We start from the raw sequence: 18,553 nt of genomic DNA, 5'->3' as shown, positions 1-18,553 counted from the left end.
CTATCAGCTTGCCAAGCTAATGGCTTGCGGGTTTAGTAGCGCTCGGCGTAGCCGGCCCGGCGCTCTTCGTCGCGCAGCGTCAGGATCTCCACGCCGTCGGCGGTGACCGCCACGGTGTGCTCCCACTGCGCCGACAGTTTTTTGTCGCGCGTCACCACCGTCCAGCCGTCTTTCTTCTGCTTGATGCGGCGGTCGCCCTGGTTGATCATCGGCTCGATGGTGAACACCATGCCTTCCTGCAGCACCAGACCGCTGCCGGGTTGGCCGTAGTGCAGCACCGCCGGCTCTTCATGCATATCGCGGCCGATGCCGTGGCCGCAATACTCCCGCACGATGCTGTAGCCGGCCTGCTCGGCATGCCGCTGGACGGCATGGCCGATATCCCCCAGGGTAGCGCCCGGTTTTACTGCGCGAATGCCTTGCCACATCGATTCATAGACGTTGTTCACCAGCCGTTTGGCCAGCGGTGTCACCTGGCCGAAGCAGTACATCTTGCTGGAGTCGGCGATATAGCCGCCGTTTTCCAGCGTGATGTCTACGTTGATAATCATGCCGGAACGCAGGATTTTGCTGGCCGATGGCACCCCGTGGCACACCACGTCGTCGATTGAGGTGTTGAGCACATAGGGGAAATCATACTGCCCCTTGCTGGCCGGGCGCGACTTCAGCTCGTCGACGATAAACGCCTCGGCGCGGTCGTTGATCTCCATGGTGGAGATGCCTTCGACGATGACCTCATCGAGCATAGCAAACACTTTGGCCAGCAGGGCGCCGGAATGGCGCATTTTGGCAATCTCTTCCGGCGTTTTGATCACAATCTGTTTCACCCGACAATCTCCTTCAGCGTCAGCGCGTTATCTTTCATCATTTTTTTTACCAGCTGCGGGTAGGTCAGTTCCGGATGGAACTCCGCCAGCATGCCGATCTTGATCCAGTACTCGGCCTGCGCGTTGATCGAACGCGTCATGGTCAGGCTGGCGAGGCGCAGATCGTCGTGCAGCGCGTCTGAAATTTTTACGATGCCCATCGTCGTCTCCCTAAGTGAACGATATACGAAGTGTATACGTTTAGGATGGTCGTGATGTGGCAATCTGTGGCGTAAGAAGATTCTGGCAACAACGATTGCCGCCGCTAGGCAATGCGTTTATTGTGATGAACGACTTTTTTGCCATGATTTTTCAGAAGGATTTAAGGCGTGACTAAACTACGTGTTGGGGTGATTTTTGGCGGTAAGTCGGCGGAGCATGAGGTGTCGCTGCAGTCGGCCAAAAACATTGTGGATGCAATCGACAAAGAGAAGTTTGACGTCACGCTGCTGGGGATCGACAAACAGGGGCAGTGGCACATCAACGACGCCTCCAACTACCTGCTCAACGCCGAGAACCCGGCGCTGATCGCGCTGAACCGCTCGAACAAGAACGTGGCGCTGATCCCGGGCCAGGAAAAACAGCAGCTGATCGAAGCGGGCAGCGCCGGCGCGCTGGGCCAACTCGACGTCATCTTCCCGATCGTGCACGGCACGCTGGGGGAGGACGGTTCGCTGCAGGGGCTGCTGCGCATGGCCAATATGCCGTTCGTCGGCGCCGGCGTGCTCGGCTCGGCGGTCAGCATGGACAAAGACGTGACCAAGCGCCTGCTGCGCGACGCCGGGCTGGCGGTGGCGCCGTTCGTCACCCTGACGCGCGCCAACCGCGCCGGATTCACGTTTGAGCAACTGAGCGAGCGCCTCGGCCTGCCGCTGTTCGTCAAGCCGGCCAACCAGGGCTCGTCGGTCGGGGTCAGCAAGGTGGAAAACCGCGCCGAGTTCGACGCGGCGGTATCGCTGGCCTTCAGCTTCGATCACAAAGTGCTGGTGGAGTCGGCGATCGTCGGCCGCGAGATCGAGTGCGCGGTGCTGGGCAACGACGACCCGCAGGCCAGCATGTGCGGCGAGATCGTGTTGAGCGACGCCTTCTATTCTTACGACACCAAATACATCAATGAGCAGGGCGCTCAGGTGGTGGTGCCGGCGGCGATCGCGCCGGAAGTGAGCGACCACATCCGCGAGGTGGCGCTGAAGGCGTTCCGCGCGCTGGAGTGCTTCGGCCTGGCGCGGGTGGATGTGTTCCTGACGCCGGATAACCAGGTGGTAATCAACGAAATCAACACGCTGCCGGGCTTCACCAACATCAGCATGTATCCCAAGCTGTGGGCCGCCAGCGGCGTCAGCTATCAGGCACTTATCACACGCCTGATCGAATTGGCGCTGGAACGCCATCAGCAGGATCGCGCGCTGAACAGCTCGGTGTTCGATCGCTAAACGCGGCAGGGGGCGGCGGTGCCGCCCCCGTCTATCACTTTACCGTCACGTCGATGTCGCCGAAATACTTCTTCGACAGCGCCGCCACCGTGCCTTGCTGTTTCACTTTGGCGATGGCGGCATCCAGTTTTTTCTTCAGCGGCTCATCCCCTTTACGCAGGCCGAAGGCAATACCTTCACCGAGGATTTTGTCGTCGCGTACCGCCTCGCCGACGAAGGCGAAGCCCTTGCCGTCCGGCTGCGACAGGAAGCCGCTTTGCCCCGACGGCGCCATCACCAGCGTGGCGTCAAGCCGACCAGCCGCCAGATCGAGGTAAACCTGATTCTGATCCTGATAAGACACCACGTCCACGCCCGCCGGCGCCCAATGGGTTTTGGCGTAAATCTCCTGAATCGATCCTTGCAGCACGCCCACGTGTTTGCCCGCCAGCGATTTGGCGTCCGGCAGCAGGCCGCTGCCGGCTTTGGCGATCAGGCGGTTCGGCACCTGATAGATGGCGTCAGTGAAGGCGATCGCCTGGCGCCGCTGTTCGGTCACGTTCATCGCCGAGTTGATGGCGTCGAACTTGCGCGCCTGCAGCGCCGGGATCAGGCTGTCGAACGAGGTTTCCACCCAGCTGCATTTCAACTGCGCGGCGGCGCACACCGCGTCACCCAGTTCGATATCGAACCCTTCCAGTTTGCCGCTGGCGGATTTGGATTCGAACGGCGGATACAGCGCTTCCAGGCCGAAGCGCAGGCTGTTTTCCGCCGCCAGCGAAGTGCCGGCGGCCAGCAGGCATCCGGCGGCGAACAGCGTTTTCAGTGCTTTCATAGGCAGTGCCCCTTTCCCATGGTCGGACAAAAAATTACGCCTGGCTCAGGCGGCGCGCGCCTTCCAGCAGGGTCTCGTTATCTTTGGAAAAACTCAGCCGGATTAGGCCGGTATTGGTGCCGTCGCTGTAGAACGCCGACAGCGGGATCGTCGCCACCTTCGTTTCGCGGATCAAGCGGACGGCGAAATCATTGTCGCTTTCGTGACTGAAGCCGCTAAAACGGGCCAGCATGAAGAAGCTGCCGCGGCTGGGCAGCAGCTCAAAGCGCGAATCCTGCAAGGCGCTGGCCAGCAGATCGCGCTTTTGTTGGTAAAACGCCGCCAGCCCCAGGTAGCTCTGCGGGTTGGCGAGCGCGGCGGCGAAGGCGTGTTGCATCGGCGTATCGGCGGAGAACACCATAAACTGGTGCACCTTGCGGATCTCGTCCATCAGCGCCGCCGGCGCCAGGCAGTAGCCGACGCGCCAGCCGGTGACGTGGTAGGTTTTACCGAACGACGACACGATCACGCTGCGTTCCGCCAGCTGCGGATAGCGCGCCATGCTGTGGTGAATATCGCCGTCGAACACCACGTGTTCGTAGACCTCGTCGGACAGGATAACGATGTCGGTGTCGCGGGTCAGGGCGGTCAGGCGCTCGATGTCGTGCTCGTCAAACACCGCGCCGGTCGGGTTGTGCGGCGTATTGACGATGATCATGCGCGTTTTGCCGTTGATGGCGGCGGCCACTTCGTCCCAGTCGACGCGAAAATCCTGCAGCGACAGTTTGATCGCTACCGGCGTGGCGCCCTGCAGGCGCACGATCGGCGCATAGCTGTCGAACGCCGGTTCGAAATAGATCACCTCGTCGCCGGGATGCACCAGCGCGCTGATCGCCGAGTACAGCCCTTCGCTGGCGCTGGCGATCACCGTGATTTCTTCGTCGGCGTCATAGCGTGCGCCATACAATCGTTCAGCTTTTTCCGCCAGAGCAGCACGTAACGCCGCCACGCCGCTCATCGGCGCGTATTGGTTATGACCTGCGCGCATGGCTTGCGCCGTTGCCTCGATCAGCTGCGGGTCGCCGGCGAAGTTGGGCGCGCCCTGCGACAGATTGAGAGCCTGATGTTCGGCGCTGAGTTGGCCAATAACGGTGAAAATGGTGGTGCCGACGTCCGGCAGCTTCGAGCGGGATGAGCAGGCGCTCTGCATGATGGGCTCCAGGCAAACAGGGAAGTGTTGAGCGATTAAGCATCAGGCGGCGTAGGCGGACAAGGGAAAGTTTGTCATACTTGCCATGCACTACGATCATACCTAATCGAGGCCCGCTATGCCGATATCCCTGCCGTCGCTCGACGTGTTGAAAACCTTCGTGGTGGTGGCGCAACGCCTCAACTTTACCCATGCCGCTCGGGAGCTGCACCTGACGCAGGGAGCGGTCAGCCGGCAAATTCTCGGGCTGGAACAGCGCCTGGGCTATCCGCTGTTCAGCCGCCAGGCGCGCGGTTTGGCGCTGACGCCGCAGGGCGCGCAGCTGCTGGCGCCGGTGCAGCTGGCGCTGGGGCAGTTGGACGAGGCGCTGACGCGGGCCGCCGCCCCGCCGGGGGCGCTGCGCATCAAATGCCCGACCTGCGCCATGCGCTGGGTGCTGCCGCGCATCATTCGCTTGCAGAATGAACGGCCGGACATGCATATCGAGCTGACCGCCTCGGTGTCGCACGGTCTGGATTTCAGTACCGAGCAGTTTGACGCCGCGGTGGTATTCGGTCGGCCACCGGGTAAAAAGCTGATCGCGCACCTGCTGTTCGACGAAATCCTCACGCCGGTCTGCACGCCGACGTTCCTGCCGCCGGCGCCCCGGCTGGCGGATTTGACGGATAAAACCCTGCTGCATCCGACGCGCGATCGGCGCGACTGGCTGCGCTGGCTGAAGGCGGCGGGCGCCGATGCGCTGCCGTCCGGTAAGGCCCAGCATTTCGATACTCTCGATCTGGCGATGAGCGCCGCGCTGCAGGGGTTCGGCATCGCCATCGGCGATCTGTGCCTGCTGGAGGAGGATATCCAGGCGCAGCGCATCGTGACGCCGTTCCCGCTCTGCGTCAGCAGCGGCGCGGCCTATTATTTGGTCTATCCTGAACGCACGGTAGCGCCGCCGACGTTAACCGCACTGGTCGATTTTCTGGCGGCGGAGGCTGCCGACAGCCGCGCCCGGCTGCAGAATTACCTGCCGATAACCTGTAATGCTTTGTAAACATTACCGATGCGAATTCCCTTGGCGATGAAACAGAGTGTGGCAAACTGTTTCTTCACTCCGATTAAACCCCGCGGCTTTGGCGGCGGAAACACGCCTGAGATAAAACAAGATGAAATGGCTTTGTGTGGTGAGTATGTTGTCCGGTCTGGCCCTCAGCCCGGCTTTTGCGCAGGAAACGCCGATAACGCAGGGCATTCACGCCCAGCAGCGCGACGCCTTCGTGTCCCATTTGATGAAGCAGATGACGCTGGAAGAGAAGATCGGCCAGCTGCGGCTGATCAGCGTCGGGCCGGATAACCCGAAAGAAGCGATCCGCGAGGGCATCCGCAAAGGGCAGATCGGCGCCATCTTCAATACCGTCACCCGCCCGGACATTCGGGTGATGCAGGATCAGGCGATGCAGCTCAGCCGCCTCAAGATCCCGTTGTTCTTCGCCTATGACGTGGTGCACGGCCAGCGCACCGTGTTCCCGATCAGTCTGGGGCTGGCGGCCAGCTTCGATCTGGAAGCCATCGCGCTCAGCGCTCGGGTAGCGGCGCAGGAGGCCAGCGACGACGGCCTGAACATGACCTTCGCGCCGATGGTCGATATCACCCGCGATCCGCGCTGGGGCCGGGTCTCCGAAGGCTTCGGCGAAGACACCTGGCTGGTATCGAAAATCGCCAAGGTAATGGTCGACGGTTTCCAGAACGGCGATCCGGCCAAACCCGGTTCGGTGATGGCCAGCGTTAAGCACTTTGCATTGTACGGCGCCGTCGAAGGCGGCCGCGATTACAACACCGTCGACATGAGCCCGCTGCGCATGCATCAGGACTATCTGCCGCCTTACAAAGCGGCGGTGGATGCCGGCAGCGGCGGGGTGATGGTGTCGCTCAACTCGGTGAACGGCGTGCCGGCCACCGCCAACCCGTGGCTGCTGAAAGATCTGCTGCGCGATCAGTGGGGCTTTAAAGGCATCACCATCAGCGACCACGGCGCGATTAAAGAACTGATAAAACACGGCGTGGCCGCCGACGCGCGCGACGCGGTGCGGCTGGCCATCACCTCCGGCGTCGACATGAGCATGAGCGACGAGTTCTACGACAAATACCTGCCGGGTCTGGTGAAAGACGGGCTGGTGCCTGAAAGCGATATCGATCGCGCCTGCCGCGACGTGCTGAACACCAAGTACGACATGGGGTTGTTCACCAATCCATACGTGCATCTGGGCCCGGCGGGTTCCGACCCGCAGGACACCAACGCCGAAAGCCGCCTGCACCGCGCCGAGGCGCGGGTGGTGGCGCGCAAGACGATGGTGCTGCTGAAGAATGATAAGCAGACGCTGCCGCTGAGCAAACAGGCGACCATCGCGCTGGTCGGGCCGATGGCCGACAGCCAGCGCGACGTGATGGGCAGCTGGTCGGCCGCCGGGGTGGTCAAGCAGTCGGTCACCCTGCGCGAAGGGCTGGAGCGGGCGGTGGGCGACAAGGCGCGCATTCTTTACGCCAAGGGCGCCAACGTCACGCAGGATAAAGGCATTATCGACTACCTTAACGAGTATGAGCCGGCGGTGGCGTTCGATACCCGTTCGCCGCAGCAGATGATCGACGAAGCGGTGCAGGCGGCGAACAAGGCCGACGTGGTCGTGGCGGTGGTGGGGGAATCGCAGGGCATGGCGCACGAGGCCTCCAGCCGCGCCGACATCACGATTCCGCAGAGCCAGCGCGATCTGATCGCCGCGCTGAAAGCCACCGGCAAGCCGTTGGTGCTGGTGCTGATGAACGGCCGGCCGCTGGCGCTGAGCTGGGAGAGCGAGCAGGCGGACGCCATGCTGGAAACCTGGTACAGCGGCACCGAGGGCGGCAACGCAGTGGCGGACGTGCTGTTCGGCGACTACAACCCGTCGGGCAAGCTGCCGATGACCTTCCCGCGCTCGGTCGGCCAGATCCCGATGTACTACAACCACCTGAACACCGGTCGCCCGTTCGGCAAGGAGAATCCGGGCAAGTACACCTCGCGCTACTTCGATTCGCCGAACGGCCCGCTGTATCCGTTCGGTTACGGCCTGAGCTACACCACCTTCAGCCTGTCGGATCTGAAACTGTCCAGCCCGACGATGGCGCGCAACGGCAAGCTAACCGCCAGCGTCACGCTGAAGAATACCGGCAAGTACGACGGCGCCACGGTGGTGCAGCTGTATTTGCAGGACGTGACCGCCTCGGTCAGCCGGCCGGTAAAAGAGCTGCGCAACTTCAAGAAAGTGACGCTGAAGGCTGGCCAGTCGCAGCAGGTTGAGCTGCCGATTAGCGAAGACGATCTGAAGTTCTACAACGCCAGCCTGAAATGGGGAGCGGAGCCGGGCAAATTCAACGTGTTCGTCGGCCTGGACTCCGACAACGTGCAGGCGCAAAGTTTTATGTTGAAGTAACCCTGTCCCCCTCGTTCAGCCGCGCTGAGCGAGGGGGCATCCATTCCCGCTAACGTCATCGGAGCTTGCCTCATGAAACGCTATCTGGACTGCAGCGCCAGCGATCTGGCCGATATCGGCAAAGCCGATCTGCTCTATGCCATCCGCGCCAGCGAAGGGCGCATTTTGGTCAGCGAAACCATCGCGGTCACTCAGCCGCTGCTCAATAACGTCACCAACGCCGAGCTGGCGGCCAGCCAGGGCGCCGACCTGCTGCTGCTGAACCTGTTCGACGTTGACCAGCCGCATATTGCGGGCCTGCCCGCTGATGTGCCGCCACAGGAGGCGCTGCGCACGCTGCAGCGGCTGACCGGACGGGTGATCGGCGTGAACTTGGAGGCCGTCGATCCGGCCTTCGCCACCGAACATAACGATTTCTGGCAGATGACGGCGGGGCGAGCCGCCACCGCCGAGAATGCCCGCAAGCTGTATCAGCTTGGCGCGCGCATGCTGGTGCTGACCGGCAACCCGAGCAACGGCGTCAGCAATCAGGCGATCGCCGCCGCGCTGAAAGCGATCCGCGATGAGGTGGGCGACGAGATGGTGCTGGTGACCGGCAAGATGCACGGCGCCGGTATTGTGCGCGAAAGCGGCAGCCAGCTGATCGGCGAGCGGGACATCGCGCTGTTCGTGGAGAACGGTGCGGACATCGTGCTGTTGCCGGCGCCGGGCACCATTCCCGGCATGTCGCAGGAGAAAGTGGCGGCGCTGATCGCCTTTGCCCAGCGGCAAGGCGCGCTGGCGATGACGGCGATCGGCACCTCGCAAGAGGGAGCCGACGTGCAGACCGTGCGGCAGATTGCGCTGATGAGCAAAATGGCCGGGGCGGATCTGCACCACATCGGCGATACCGGCTATCTGGGGCTGGCGCTGCCGGAAAACATCTTCGCTTACAGCGTGGCGATTCGCGGCGTGCGCCACACCTACAGCCGCATGGCGCGCTCGGTGAACCGCTAAGCCTGGCGTTTTTGCGCCGTCACGATGCTGAAATAGCCGAGCGACGGCAGCACCTGAGCAGGCCCGAAGCCGACGTCGCGCAGCAGGTCGCCGATTTCCCTGCCGGAGTATTGGCGGCCCTGCGTCCATCCCATCATCATCAGGCTGTAGCCCGCGGCGGCAGGCGGGCCATCGCCGTCATCGTTGTACAGCACTTCGTGGATCACGATCCTGCCCCCGGGCGGGAGGGCCGCATAGCTCTTTTGCGCCAGGAAGCGGTTCTTGTCCATCGGCCAGTCGTGGAAAATATTGGAGTACAGGTGCAGATCCGCCGCCGGGTAGGGATCGCGCCACATATCGCCGCTGTGAGTGCCGATGCGGTGGCTGAGGCCGTAATGGCGCGCGTAGTCGGCGGCGAGCGGGCACACTTCCGGCAGATCGAACACGGTGCAGGTCAACGTCGGCCAGTGGGCCGCCAGGCTGATGGCATGGGCGCCGGAGGCGCCGCCGATATCCAGCGCCGCGCGGCAGGCGCCGAGGGGCAACAGCGCCGGCCAAACGCTGGCCGATCCCATGCTCAGGCTGTGCATGGCGTGGGTAAACCGCCGCATTCTGTCGGCGTCGAGCGTATGCGTTTCAAACAGTTCCTGCTCGCCGTACACCTGCGAAGTATTCTTTCTGATGGCGCTTTCCAGGTTTTTCAGCGAGAAAATGTCGCTGTTTTCAACCATCAAATCCCAGAAATAACCGAAATAATGCGGGTTGTTTTTTAACAAAAAGGTTTCCGCTTCCGGCGTGAGAGAGAATGTTTCACCGTCTCTGTCTATCAATTTCAATGCCAATAACGCCATGACCAACGTTTCCGCCGGGCGTCTTTCCACATTGGCCTGAGCGCATATATCGGTCAGGTTGCGGGGGTGCAGAGCAATAAACTCAAAGATACCCAGGCGATGCGCGATAAGCACCGCCGGATAGAGATATAAATTCATCGTGATATCAAGAATGGTTTTGTCGTCGCATTGCGGCGGCCGGACGGAATGGTTCATGTGAATCCCCTCCCACTAGGCATGGCGCGTCTTAACAGGCTATGCCACGCCGGTGGTTTTAGCAAAGGGCGGGAGCGCGATTGGCCGCAGGTCAACGCTTTTGTTGTAAATAATTCCTGGGTGAGATTATTTTTACTATGAATTGAGCACGGCCAAACCTAACGTGAAAAAATGACGCCGGGCGGAGGTTATTACCCCATCATGCGTTTTTATTTTATTGAGAGTTAACTTAATCACCGCTATTAATGCATTAGGGTTGTGCTAATCTAGGCCGCCGTTATACCGTAGCGGTATTCACATTGTATTTGTGAATAATTAAAAATTAAATAATTCATTATTAAAACGAGTTAACAATGAAAAAAAGCATTCTGACCGGCATGATTGCCGCGACTCTGGGCCTGTTCAACACCGCTAACGCTGAAGGGATGGATCCTGCCGCATTGAAAAACGTCTATGACATCACGCGCAATACCGCCGGGCTGATGTCTTACTGCGTCGATAAAGGTTTCCTGAAAGCCGACAGCATCGACAACGCCAAGAAAATGGTGGTCTACGTGGCGGCTATTCCCGGCGGCGTCGACACCCGCGACGGCGACAAGCGCGAAGCGATGGGCCGTGAAGGCAATGTGCTGAACGACGACGGCAAAGTGGTTGCGTTGGAAAAAGAAGCGCCGCAGGGGCTGCAGGCATGGTGCCAGCAGGCTGACGAAGGGATCCGCCAGGGTCTGACGTCTATCGGTCAATAAGTCTTCTTCACGCGCCCTTTCAGGGCCGATGGGATCCGTCGCCACACCGGCGGATCCGCTTCCAGGATCGCATTCACGCCTCGTTTTACCTCCCGAGTACCCGCATCCGGTTTGATCCCGCTGATTGTTTCGCCATGCTCATCGCTATATCATTTGCTATACAACGATAATCAACCGGTCACTGCCATGTTTAACTTTCTCCCTCGCCTGCTGTTGGCGCTTGTTTTGTTTTCCACCGCCGCCCAGGCGGATCGCCAGGTCACCGATCAGCTCAATCGCCAGGTCACGCTGCCCGATCGCATCACTCGCGCGGTGGTGCTGCAACACCAGACGTTGAACCTGTTGGTGCAGCTTGATGCGATGCCTCAGGTGGTCGGCGTGCTCAGCAGTTGGAAAAAGCAGCTGGGGCCAAACTACCTGCGGCTGGCGCCGACGTTGGCAACCCTGCCGATGCCGGGCGATCTGACGTCGGTGAATATCGAGAGCCTGCTCGGCCTGCATCCGCAGGTGGTGTTCGTGGCCAACTATGCGCCGCCGGAGATGATTGCGCAGATCGAACGGGTGGGCATTCCGGTGGTGGCTATCTCGCTGCGCCGCGAGGCGGCCGATCAGGCGGGTAAAATGAATCCGCAGCTGAGCGATGAAGATCGGGCCTATACGCTGGGGCTGCAGGATGGCATTCGCCTGATCGGCGAAGTGATGTCGCGTCAGCCTCAGGCCGAAGCCCTGATTAAGGACGTTATTCAGCAGCGCGCGTTGGTCGCCGAACGGCTGCGCGATCTGCCGGAAAATCAGCGGGTGCGGGTGTATATGGCCAACCCCGATCTCACCACTTACGGCGCCGGCAAGTATACCGGGTTGATGATGCGGCACGCCGGGGCGCTCAACGTGGCGGCGAAGGACATTCAGGGGTTTAAACAGGTTTCTATCGAGGATGTCCTGAAGTGGGATCCGGCGGTGATTTTCGTGCAGGAGCGCTACCCGGACGTGGTGAAACAGATCCTGACGTCACCGCAGTGGCAGCCGATCGATGCGGTGAAGAATAAGCGGGTCTACCTGATGCCGGAGTACGCCAAGGCCTGGGGGTATCCAATGCCGGAGGCGATGGCGTTGGGTGAGTTGTGGATGGCGAAAAAACTTTACCCGCAGCGTTTTGCCGATATCAATCTGCAGCAGCGGGTCGACGCTTACTATCAACGTTATTACCGCGCCACCTGCTGCCAGAGCGGGCAATGAGGCTGGGCTGGCTGGCGTTGTTGACGCTGTGCTGCGCACTGTTTTCACTCGGCGTTGGCCGCTTTCAGGTGCCGATGACGCACAGCCTGATGATTTTGCTGGAGCCGTTCACCGGGCAGCATTATGCCGGCATCGATGCTATCCAACGCCAGGTGATCCTGGGCGTGCGCGTGCCGCGAGTGCTGTTGGCGATGGGCGCCGGCGCAGCGCTGGCCCTGTGCGGCGCGGCTTTGCAAGGCGTCTTTCGCAACCCGCTGGTCGATCCGCATATTATCGGCGTGTCTTCCGGCGCGGCGTTTGGCGGCACGCTGGCTATCCTGCTCAGCCTGCCGTTGGCGGCGCTGCTGCTGTCGGCTTTTGTTTTCGGCATGGCGGCGCTGCTGCTGATTTTCACTCTCACCAGCGCCATTGCGCGGCGCAATATCCTCTCTTTGGTACTGGCGGGGGTGATCCTCAGCGGCTTCTTCTCCGCCTGCGTCAGCCTGATGCAATATCTGGCGGATACCGAAGAGAAACTGCCGAGCATCGTGTTTTGGCTGCTTGGCAGCTTTGCCACCGCCGATCGGCAAAAGCTGCTGATGCTGTTTGTGCCTTTGCTGTTGGCCGGCGGCTTGCTGTTGGCGCTGCGCTGGCGCATCAATCTGCTGTCGTTGGGCGATGAGGATGCCGGTGCATTGGGCATCAACGTGGAGCGCACCCGCTGGCTGATTTTGACGCTGTGCGCCGCCATCGTGGCCGCCCAGGTGGCGGTCAGCGGCAGCATCGGCTGGGTCGGCTTGGTGATCCCGCACGTGGCGAGGCGGCTGGTGGGGCCGGATCATCGGCGTCTGCTGCCGGCTTCGCTTTGCCTGGGGGCCTTGTACATGCTGGTGATCGACGATTTGGCGCGCACGCTGAGCAGCAGCGAAATCCCGCTGGGCATTCTGACCGCGCTGATTGGCGCGCCGCTGTTCGCGCTGCTGCTGCGCCGCGCGCAAGTGAGAGGCTGGCATGACTGACACCTTATTGGCCGCCAGGGGCGTGAGTTTCGCCTGGCCGGGCGGGGCTCCGCTGTTCCAACATCTGGACATTCAGCTGCGGCGCGGCGAAGTGCTGGCGATATTGGGCCCGAATGGGCGTGGCAAGAGCACGCTGCTGCAGCTGTTGTTAGGCAGCCTGACGCCGCAGTCCGGCGAGATTGAGCGCCGCGGTGAGATGGGCTTTGTCCCGCAGCACTTTGCGCCGCCGTTCGCCTATCGGGTGCTGGATATCGTATTGATGGGGCGGGCGCGCCATGTCGGCCTGTTCCGTTCACCGTCAGCCGAGGACCATCGGCTGGCGAGAGAAGCGTTGCAGTCGTTGGATTTGCAGCACCTGACAGAGCGTGAGTTTGGCAGCCTATCCGGCGGCCAACGTCAATTAGTGATGATCGCCCGCGCGTTGGCGATGCGCTGCGAGGTGTTGATTCTGGATGAACCGACTTCGGCGCTGGATCTGCATTACCAGGATCGGGTGTTGAGCTTGATGGTCCGCCTGGCGCGGGAGCAGCAGTTGGCGGTGGTGTTCTCCACGCATCAGCCCAACCATGCTCACGCGGTGGCCGATCGGGCTTTGCTGTTGGGCAAGGAAGGGCGCAGCCGGCTCGGGGCCTGCCGCGAGGTGTTAACGGCGCAATCCTTGTCACCCCTGTTCGAACTGGCGATCGAACGGGTGCCGCTGACGGTGGCGGGCCGCCGCTACGCGACGCTGGTGCCGCTGTATCGCAGCCAACTGGAGCGACATGATGAGTGATCTCCTGCTGTTTGCCGCCGGCAGCCTGCGGCTGGCGTTTGCGCCGCTGCTGTCGGCATTTCAGCGGCACGCCGGGCAAAAAGTCACGGCGGAATTCGGCCCGGCGGGGTTGTTGCGCCAACGGATAGAGAATGGTGAGCGGCCACAGCTGTTCGCTTCGGCCAACGTGGCGCACCCGCAAAGGTTGGCGGATCTTGGGATGGCGGGGGCGGTGCAGATTTTTGCGCGCAATCGGCTCTGCGTGACGGTTCGTAACGTGCCGGCATTAACCGAACGTCCGCTGCCGCAGGTGCTGTTCGATCCGCACTGGCGCCTTGCTACCTCGACACCGGGAGCGGATCCTTCCGGCGATTATGCGCTGCAGCTTTTCGAACGCTGTGAGCAATACTGGCCGGGGCAAGGGGAAGCATTGCGCCGCCGGGCGCTGCCGTTGGTTGGCGGCATGGATTCCGCCCCGGTGCCGGCGGGCCGATTGGCGGCGGAATATCTGATCGCCGGCGGGCAGGCGGATATTTTTCTCGGCTACGCCAGCTATGCTCCGGCTTTAGCCGCCTACCCGACGTTGGCGGTGCGGCCGTTGGCGCCGCCGCTGGACATCGAGGCAGATTACGGTTTATGCCTGTTGGATGGCGGCGCGCAGCGGTTGGCCGCATTTATCTTGAGCGAAACGGGGCAGGCAATCCTGAGCCGACACGGGTTTATGCGGCGCGCGGAATGACTCGCCGGGCCAGGCGGCCCGGGGAATCTTACCAGAACAGCGGGGTGGTGTTTTCAGCCAGAAACGCCAGCAGGATTTCGTTGACCGCCGTCGGGTTTTCCTTGTTGCTGATATGCCCGGCGTTGGGGATCAGCACGTGCCGACAGCCGAGAAGATCGGCCATGCGCTGGCCTTCAGCCGGCGGGCGCGGTTTATCCTGCGCGCCGGTGATGACGATGCTGGCGGCGGTAATGTTTTTCAGCAGAGGCAGCTTGTCGGGGCGACCGAAGATCATCCGGCCCAGCGGGACGATGCTCTCGCGCAGGCGAGCGGCGGGCAGGCTCTGCAGATGGGCCAACAATGGTTGCGACAACGCATCGGGTACTTCGTCGGAATAAAACTGCGCGGCGATATACTCCAGCAACGGCGAGGTGATGGCACCGGCCTGTTCAACGGCCGCCAGCATGCCCATATAACGCTGCCGCGCCTCCGGCGTTTCGTCGCCCAGATAGCTGTCCATCAGCGCCAGCACCTTGACCCGCTCCGGCGCCAGTGCTGCCAGTTCGGCGCCCCACATGCCGCCGACGGACAGGCCGACGATGCCGAACTCTTCAATATCCAAATGATCCATCAGCGCCAAATGATCGGCGGCGATATCCGACAGGCTGTTTCGCCCGGCCGGCAGCGCCGGTGAGTCGCCGTGGCCCCAGAGATCCGGCACGATCAGGCGGTAGCGTTTCGCCAGCGCTTCGAACTGCGGTGCCCACATGTTCAGCTCGAACAGATAACTGTGGCCCAGCAGCAACGGAAAGCCTGAGCCCACGTCGAGATAATGCAGGGATTTGCCCATCGTTGGCATCTTATCGGTTCCTTATATAAAGAGAGTCCGGCTGCTTATATCACACTCATATTCAACCTGAGGTATTAATTTACCTTAAATTACTTAGGTAAACCCTTATTTTTAATTTCTCTTGATAACAAGACGTCAATGAAAGGTAACGCTAAGGATAATATTCTGGTGACGATAAGAGCCTTGGTTTATGCTGGCGCTCCTTTCAAGATGGAATAGGTAAACAGGGAGTCACGATGAAAAGACTTTTCAGACTATTAATTATTTTGCTTGTCATTTTGCTGCTGGCGGCGGTGCTGTGGTGGTTCTTCGGGCGTGGTAATCCGAATGCGCTGTGGCAAATCGTCAGCCAACAGTGCGTGCCCAATCAGCAGCAGAACAACGATCCGGCGCCCTGCTTAAAGGTTGATTTAACCGAGGGTTATGTGCTGTTTAAGGACAGCAAAGGCCCCTATCACGATCTGGTGATGCCAACCGAAAAGGTCAGCGGCATCGAGAGCCCGGCATTGCAGACGGAGCACGCGCCGCCTTATTTCGCCCAGGCCTGGAATAACAGGGAACATATATCCGGCGAGCTGGGTAAACCGTTAAAAGATGCGTGGCTTTCTCTGGCGGTCAATTCGAAATATGGTCGTTCTCAGAATCAGCTGCATATTCACGTCGCCTGCCTGCGTCAGGATGTCTATAACGCACTGGGGCAGCAGGCGGAACAATTAGATCAACAGTGGCGCCCGCTGGCGGTGAAATTGGTCGGTCACCAATATCTGGCCAGAAAATTGGCGGGCACCGATTTAACCCAGGAAGATCCTTTCCATTTACTGCAGAACTATGTGGTCGAGCAGGGCGACAGCATCGGCAATTATGGCCTGGCGTTGGCGGTCAGCCCACAGGGCGAGATGCTGCTGTTGGCGAACCGTTTGAAGCTGACCGATCTGAATCTGGGCTCGGCCGGCGAAATTCAGGACTACCAATGCGCGGTGGCGGGCAACTGAGTTTTTCTTATCGCTCCCCGTTACCGGGGAGCGAATCTGTTAAAATGCGCTATACCGATCTGTATTAACTAGATTTTATTTTATTCTGCGACATCTGCTTGATCCCGTCATAACGTCCGATCTATTATTTGTTTGCACAAGCAAATAAATAATCGAGAGCAAACCGGTATGTCACAACCACGCAAACTTCCTGCTGCACTGGGCATCCATCTGGATGTGGCCAATCGCCTGTGGCGCACGGCGATGGACCAGTCGGTGAAAATGACCAATCTGACGCGCCCGCACTGGCTGGCGCTGAGTGCGATTGCCGATTTGGGGGATGGCTGCACCCTGAAAGACGTTTCGCAGCATTTGAACGCCGAAGTCTCGACGATGTCGCGTGCGTTGCTGTTTTTGGAAAAAAATCGGCTGATCGCTCGCGATGCCCTGTCTGAAGATAAGCGCGCTAAAGGCGTGAGAATGACCGTGGCCGGGCAGGAGATGCTGGCGCAGTTGGATCACTCCAGCCAACAGGCGCGGCAAAAGCTGCTCAACGGCATTTCGGCCGGCGATCTGGAGGCTTTTTATCGCGTATTGTTTGGCATCAAACATAACGCGATAGCGATGCTCGAACAGGAAAATCTGTTGCCGGACGAGTTTGCGCTGTTGGCGGAGGAGCGAGCGGGTGCGGTGAAGCCGGAAGGTGAAGCGTGAACGGCGGCTGGCGAAGAGCACGACAGCTGTGCGTTATCGCGTTGGGGATCTTCTCCTGCCCGGTTTTCGCCAGCCAGAATGACCAACAGGTCATCGCACGCGGAAAATACCTGGCGATCGCCGCAGATTGCGCGGCTTGTCACCGCGGCAGCAGCCAACAGGACGCCCCCTACGTCGGCGGTTATGCCATCGCTTCGCCGATGGGCGATATCATCGCCAGCAATATCACGCCCGCCAAAGGAACCGGCATCGGCGACTACAGTGAACCCGAGTTTCGCCGCGCGTTAACGCAGGGCATCCGGCGGGATGGTCAACCCTTGTATCCTGCCATGCCTTATACCGCTTATCGGGGATTGAGCGATGACGATCTGCACGCGCTGTATCGCTATTTTATGATCGGGGTCGCACCGGTCGATCGTGCGGTGCCTGAGACCCAACTGGCGTTCCCTTTTTCCTGGCGTTATGCGATCCACGGCTGGAACTGGCTGTTTCTGAAAAAAAGGCCCGGCGATGAAGATGAGCAAAAAGCGCGGGGTCGCTATCTGGTGGATGTTTTGGGGCATTGCTCGGCGTGTCACAGCCCGCGTAACGGGATGATGGCCGAACGCGACGATCGCTATCTGGCGGGAGGAGAGGCCGGCGGTTGGATCGCGCCGAATATCACCTCGGATCCCGTCAGCGGCATCGGCGGCTGGAGCCGGAAAGAGTTGGTGCAGTATCTGCGCACCGGGCGCAATGACAAAGCCCAGGCGGCCGGCGGCATGGCGGAGGCGGTGGAGCATAGCCTGCGTTTCCTGAGTGACGACGATCTCGACGCCATCGCCGACTGGCTTAAACAGACGCCGCCGATCGTCACCGTGCAAGGAACGAAAGCGGCCTATCAATACCAGGGGGGCGGTGAAGGCCGTGCAGCCGGGCAGGCGCTGTATGCCGCTGCCTGCGCCAGCTGCCATCGCCTGGGCGGCGAAGGCGCCTACGACGGCCATTTCCCTTCATTGACTCACAATTCCACCGTTGGCAGCGAGCAGGCCAATAACCTGATCATGGTGATGCTGCATGGCGTGCAGCGCCAGGGAGAGACGCTGCAAACCTGGATGCCGGGATTCGCCGATAGCCTGGATGACCGGCAACTGACCGAGTTGGGCAATTACGTATTACAGCAATTCGGCAATCCGGCAGTCAGGATAACGCCGGAGCAAGTGGCTCGGCAGCGGGCTGGCGGTGAGAAACCGTGGTTGATCGCGTCATTGCCTTATGTGTTCTGGGGCGGTGTATTGCTGGCATTGATCGTCATCGGGGCGTGGGTGAAACGTCGGATGAAGCATTGATTGGGGAGAGGATGGCATGAAGTTCAATCTGAACGGCCAGGCGGTCGAATTTAACGGCGAGCCGGATACGCCGCTGCTGTGGGTGATCCGGGAACATTTTAAGTTAACCGGCACCAAGTTCGGCTGTGGTATCGGCGCCTGTGGCGCCTGTACGGTACATGTCGACGGCAAGGCAGTGCGTTCATGTTGCTATCCGCTGCAATTGGTACGCGATCGGCAGGTGACTACCATCGAAGGGTTGTCCACCGATCGCAGTCATCCGGTGCAGCAGGCCTGGATTGCGGAGGATGTGCCGCAGTGCGGCTACTGCCAATCGGGCATGATCATGGCAGTCAGCGCGCTGTTGGCGGAGCACCCGAAGCCGGACGACCGGCAGATAGAGGCGGGCCTGACCAATCTGTGCCGCTGCGCCACTTACCACCGTATCCGCGCAGCGGTGCACCGCGCCGCCGACAAGGGAGAACCCTAA

The 18,553-nt window shown here is 60.7% G+C and carries 19 protein-coding genes; 13 read left to right on the top strand and 6 right to left on the bottom strand.

What is annotated here, in order from left to right:
• Window positions 1-32: 32 nt before the first annotated feature.
• Both map and ACYF6X_RS13800 read right to left on the bottom strand, forming a co-directional pair.
• Window positions 33-827 carry a type I methionyl aminopeptidase gene (map, locus tag ACYF6X_RS13805; RefSeq protein WP_130018383.1) on the bottom strand — a complete coding sequence of 265 codons (795 nt, stop codon included), beginning with the start codon at window positions 825-827 and terminating at the stop codon, window positions 33-35.
• Window positions 824-1,027 carry a ParD-like family protein gene (locus ACYF6X_RS13800; protein ID WP_006324220.1) on the bottom strand — a complete coding sequence of 68 codons (204 nt, stop codon included), beginning with the start codon at window positions 1,025-1,027 and terminating at the stop codon, window positions 824-826. The genes map and ACYF6X_RS13800 overlap by 4 nt, the downstream gene beginning before the upstream one ends.
• A 168-nt stretch (window positions 1,028-1,195) precedes the next feature.
• Here ACYF6X_RS13800 and ddlA point away from each other — a divergent pair, with 168 nt between their 5' ends.
• On the top strand, window positions 1,196-2,299 hold the full coding sequence (ddlA, locus tag ACYF6X_RS13795) for a D-alanine--D-alanine ligase (RefSeq protein WP_130018384.1): 1,104 nt from the start codon (window positions 1,196-1,198) through the stop codon (window positions 2,297-2,299).
• 34 nt (window positions 2,300-2,333) lie between these two features.
• Here ddlA and ACYF6X_RS13790 read toward each other — a convergent pair whose 3' ends face one another.
• Together ACYF6X_RS13790 and ACYF6X_RS13785 are read right to left on the bottom strand one after the other, a co-directional pair.
• Window positions 2,334-3,113, bottom strand: a complete 780-nt coding sequence (locus ACYF6X_RS13790; protein WP_063991220.1) for an ABC transporter substrate-binding protein — start codon at window positions 3,111-3,113, stop codon at window positions 2,334-2,336.
• Window positions 3,114-3,147: 34 nt separating this feature from the next.
• Complete coding sequence (locus tag ACYF6X_RS13785; RefSeq protein ID WP_130018385.1) at window positions 3,148-4,302, bottom strand: methionine aminotransferase; 1,155 nt, start codon at window positions 4,300-4,302, stop codon at window positions 3,148-3,150.
• 118 nt (window positions 4,303-4,420) lie between these two features.
• Here ACYF6X_RS13785 and ACYF6X_RS13780 point away from each other — a divergent pair, with 118 nt between their 5' ends.
• From ACYF6X_RS13780 to ACYF6X_RS13770, 3 genes are all read left to right on the top strand, one after another.
• Window positions 4,421-5,341: a LysR substrate-binding domain-containing protein gene (locus tag ACYF6X_RS13780; protein ID WP_406880023.1), complete on the top strand. Its 921-nt coding sequence runs from the start codon at window positions 4,421-4,423 to the stop codon at window positions 5,339-5,341.
• A 112-nt stretch (window positions 5,342-5,453) separates the two neighbouring features.
• On the top strand, window positions 5,454-7,751 hold the full coding sequence (bglX, locus tag ACYF6X_RS13775) for a beta-glucosidase BglX (protein ID WP_130018387.1): 2,298 nt from the start codon (window positions 5,454-5,456) through the stop codon (window positions 7,749-7,751).
• A gap of 72 nt (window positions 7,752-7,823) precedes the next feature.
• Entirely contained in the window at window positions 7,824-8,747 is a 924-nt protein-coding gene (locus ACYF6X_RS13770) for a DUF7916 family protein (RefSeq protein WP_130018388.1), read from the top strand.
• On the opposite strand, the gene ACYF6X_RS13765 is transcribed toward ACYF6X_RS13770, so the two are convergent.
• On the bottom strand, window positions 8,744-9,772 hold the full coding sequence (locus tag ACYF6X_RS13765) for a methyltransferase (protein ID WP_130018389.1): 1,029 nt from the start codon (window positions 9,770-9,772) through the stop codon (window positions 8,744-8,746). The two genes, ACYF6X_RS13770 and ACYF6X_RS13765, sit on opposite strands and share 4 nt — an antisense overlap.
• A gap of 353 nt (window positions 9,773-10,125) precedes the next feature.
• Here ACYF6X_RS13765 and ACYF6X_RS13760 point away from each other — a divergent pair, with 353 nt between their 5' ends.
• The 5 genes from ACYF6X_RS13760 (at window position 10,126) to ACYF6X_RS13740 (ending at window position 14,242) form a co-directional block, all read left to right on the top strand.
• Window positions 10,126-10,518: a hypothetical protein gene (locus ACYF6X_RS13760; protein ID WP_130018390.1), complete on the top strand. Its 393-nt coding sequence runs from the start codon at window positions 10,126-10,128 to the stop codon at window positions 10,516-10,518.
• 186 nt (window positions 10,519-10,704) lie between these two features.
• The gene (locus ACYF6X_RS13755; protein WP_041033993.1) at window positions 10,705-11,754 is read left to right on the top strand and encodes an ABC transporter substrate-binding protein; all 1,050 of its coding nucleotides are present in this window, start codon (window positions 10,705-10,707) and stop codon (window positions 11,752-11,754) included.
• Window positions 11,751-12,752, top strand: a complete 1,002-nt coding sequence (locus ACYF6X_RS13750) for a FecCD family ABC transporter permease (RefSeq protein ID WP_063991226.1) — start codon at window positions 11,751-11,753, stop codon at window positions 12,750-12,752. The genes ACYF6X_RS13755 and ACYF6X_RS13750 overlap by 4 nt, the downstream gene beginning before the upstream one ends.
• On the top strand, window positions 12,745-13,524 hold the full coding sequence (locus tag ACYF6X_RS13745) for an ABC transporter ATP-binding protein (RefSeq protein WP_130018391.1): 780 nt from the start codon (window positions 12,745-12,747) through the stop codon (window positions 13,522-13,524). The genes ACYF6X_RS13750 and ACYF6X_RS13745 overlap by 8 nt, the downstream gene beginning before the upstream one ends.
• Window positions 13,517-14,242, top strand: coding sequence for a substrate-binding domain-containing protein (locus tag ACYF6X_RS13740; protein ID WP_107227354.1), 726 nt, complete (start codon window positions 13,517-13,519; stop codon window positions 14,240-14,242). Before ACYF6X_RS13745 ends, ACYF6X_RS13740 begins: the two co-directional genes overlap by 8 nt.
• 28 nt (window positions 14,243-14,270) lie before the next feature.
• Here the strand turns inward: ACYF6X_RS13740 and ACYF6X_RS13735 are convergent, their stop codons facing one another.
• A complete protein-coding gene (locus tag ACYF6X_RS13735; RefSeq protein WP_130018465.1) occupies window positions 14,271-15,071 on the bottom strand; it encodes an alpha/beta fold hydrolase in 801 nt (266 codons plus the stop codon).
• Window positions 15,072-15,307: 236 nt separating this feature from the next.
• Between ACYF6X_RS13735 and ACYF6X_RS13730 the strand changes: the two genes are divergently transcribed.
• The 4 genes from ACYF6X_RS13730 (at window position 15,308) to ACYF6X_RS13715 (ending at window position 18,553) form a co-directional block, all read left to right on the top strand.
• Window positions 15,308-16,063 carry a CDP-diacylglycerol diphosphatase gene (locus ACYF6X_RS13730; protein ID WP_165384396.1) on the top strand — a complete coding sequence of 252 codons (756 nt, stop codon included), beginning with the start codon at window positions 15,308-15,310 and terminating at the stop codon, window positions 16,061-16,063.
• A gap of 168 nt (window positions 16,064-16,231) precedes the next feature.
• Window positions 16,232-16,756 carry a MarR family winged helix-turn-helix transcriptional regulator gene (locus tag ACYF6X_RS13725; protein ID WP_063991231.1) on the top strand — a complete coding sequence of 175 codons (525 nt, stop codon included), beginning with the start codon at window positions 16,232-16,234 and terminating at the stop codon, window positions 16,754-16,756.
• Window positions 16,753-18,084 carry a c-type cytochrome gene (locus tag ACYF6X_RS13720; RefSeq protein ID WP_130018392.1) on the top strand — a complete coding sequence of 444 codons (1,332 nt, stop codon included), beginning with the start codon at window positions 16,753-16,755 and terminating at the stop codon, window positions 18,082-18,084. Before ACYF6X_RS13725 ends, ACYF6X_RS13720 begins: the two co-directional genes overlap by 4 nt.
• 16 nt (window positions 18,085-18,100) lie before the next feature.
• On the top strand, window positions 18,101-18,553 hold the full coding sequence (locus ACYF6X_RS13715) for a (2Fe-2S)-binding protein (RefSeq protein ID WP_063991232.1): 453 nt from the start codon (window positions 18,101-18,103) through the stop codon (window positions 18,551-18,553).

This window comes from Serratia sp. ID 25-353, assembly GCF_054792795.1.
This window is presented reverse-complemented; position numbering and strand designations above follow the sequence as displayed.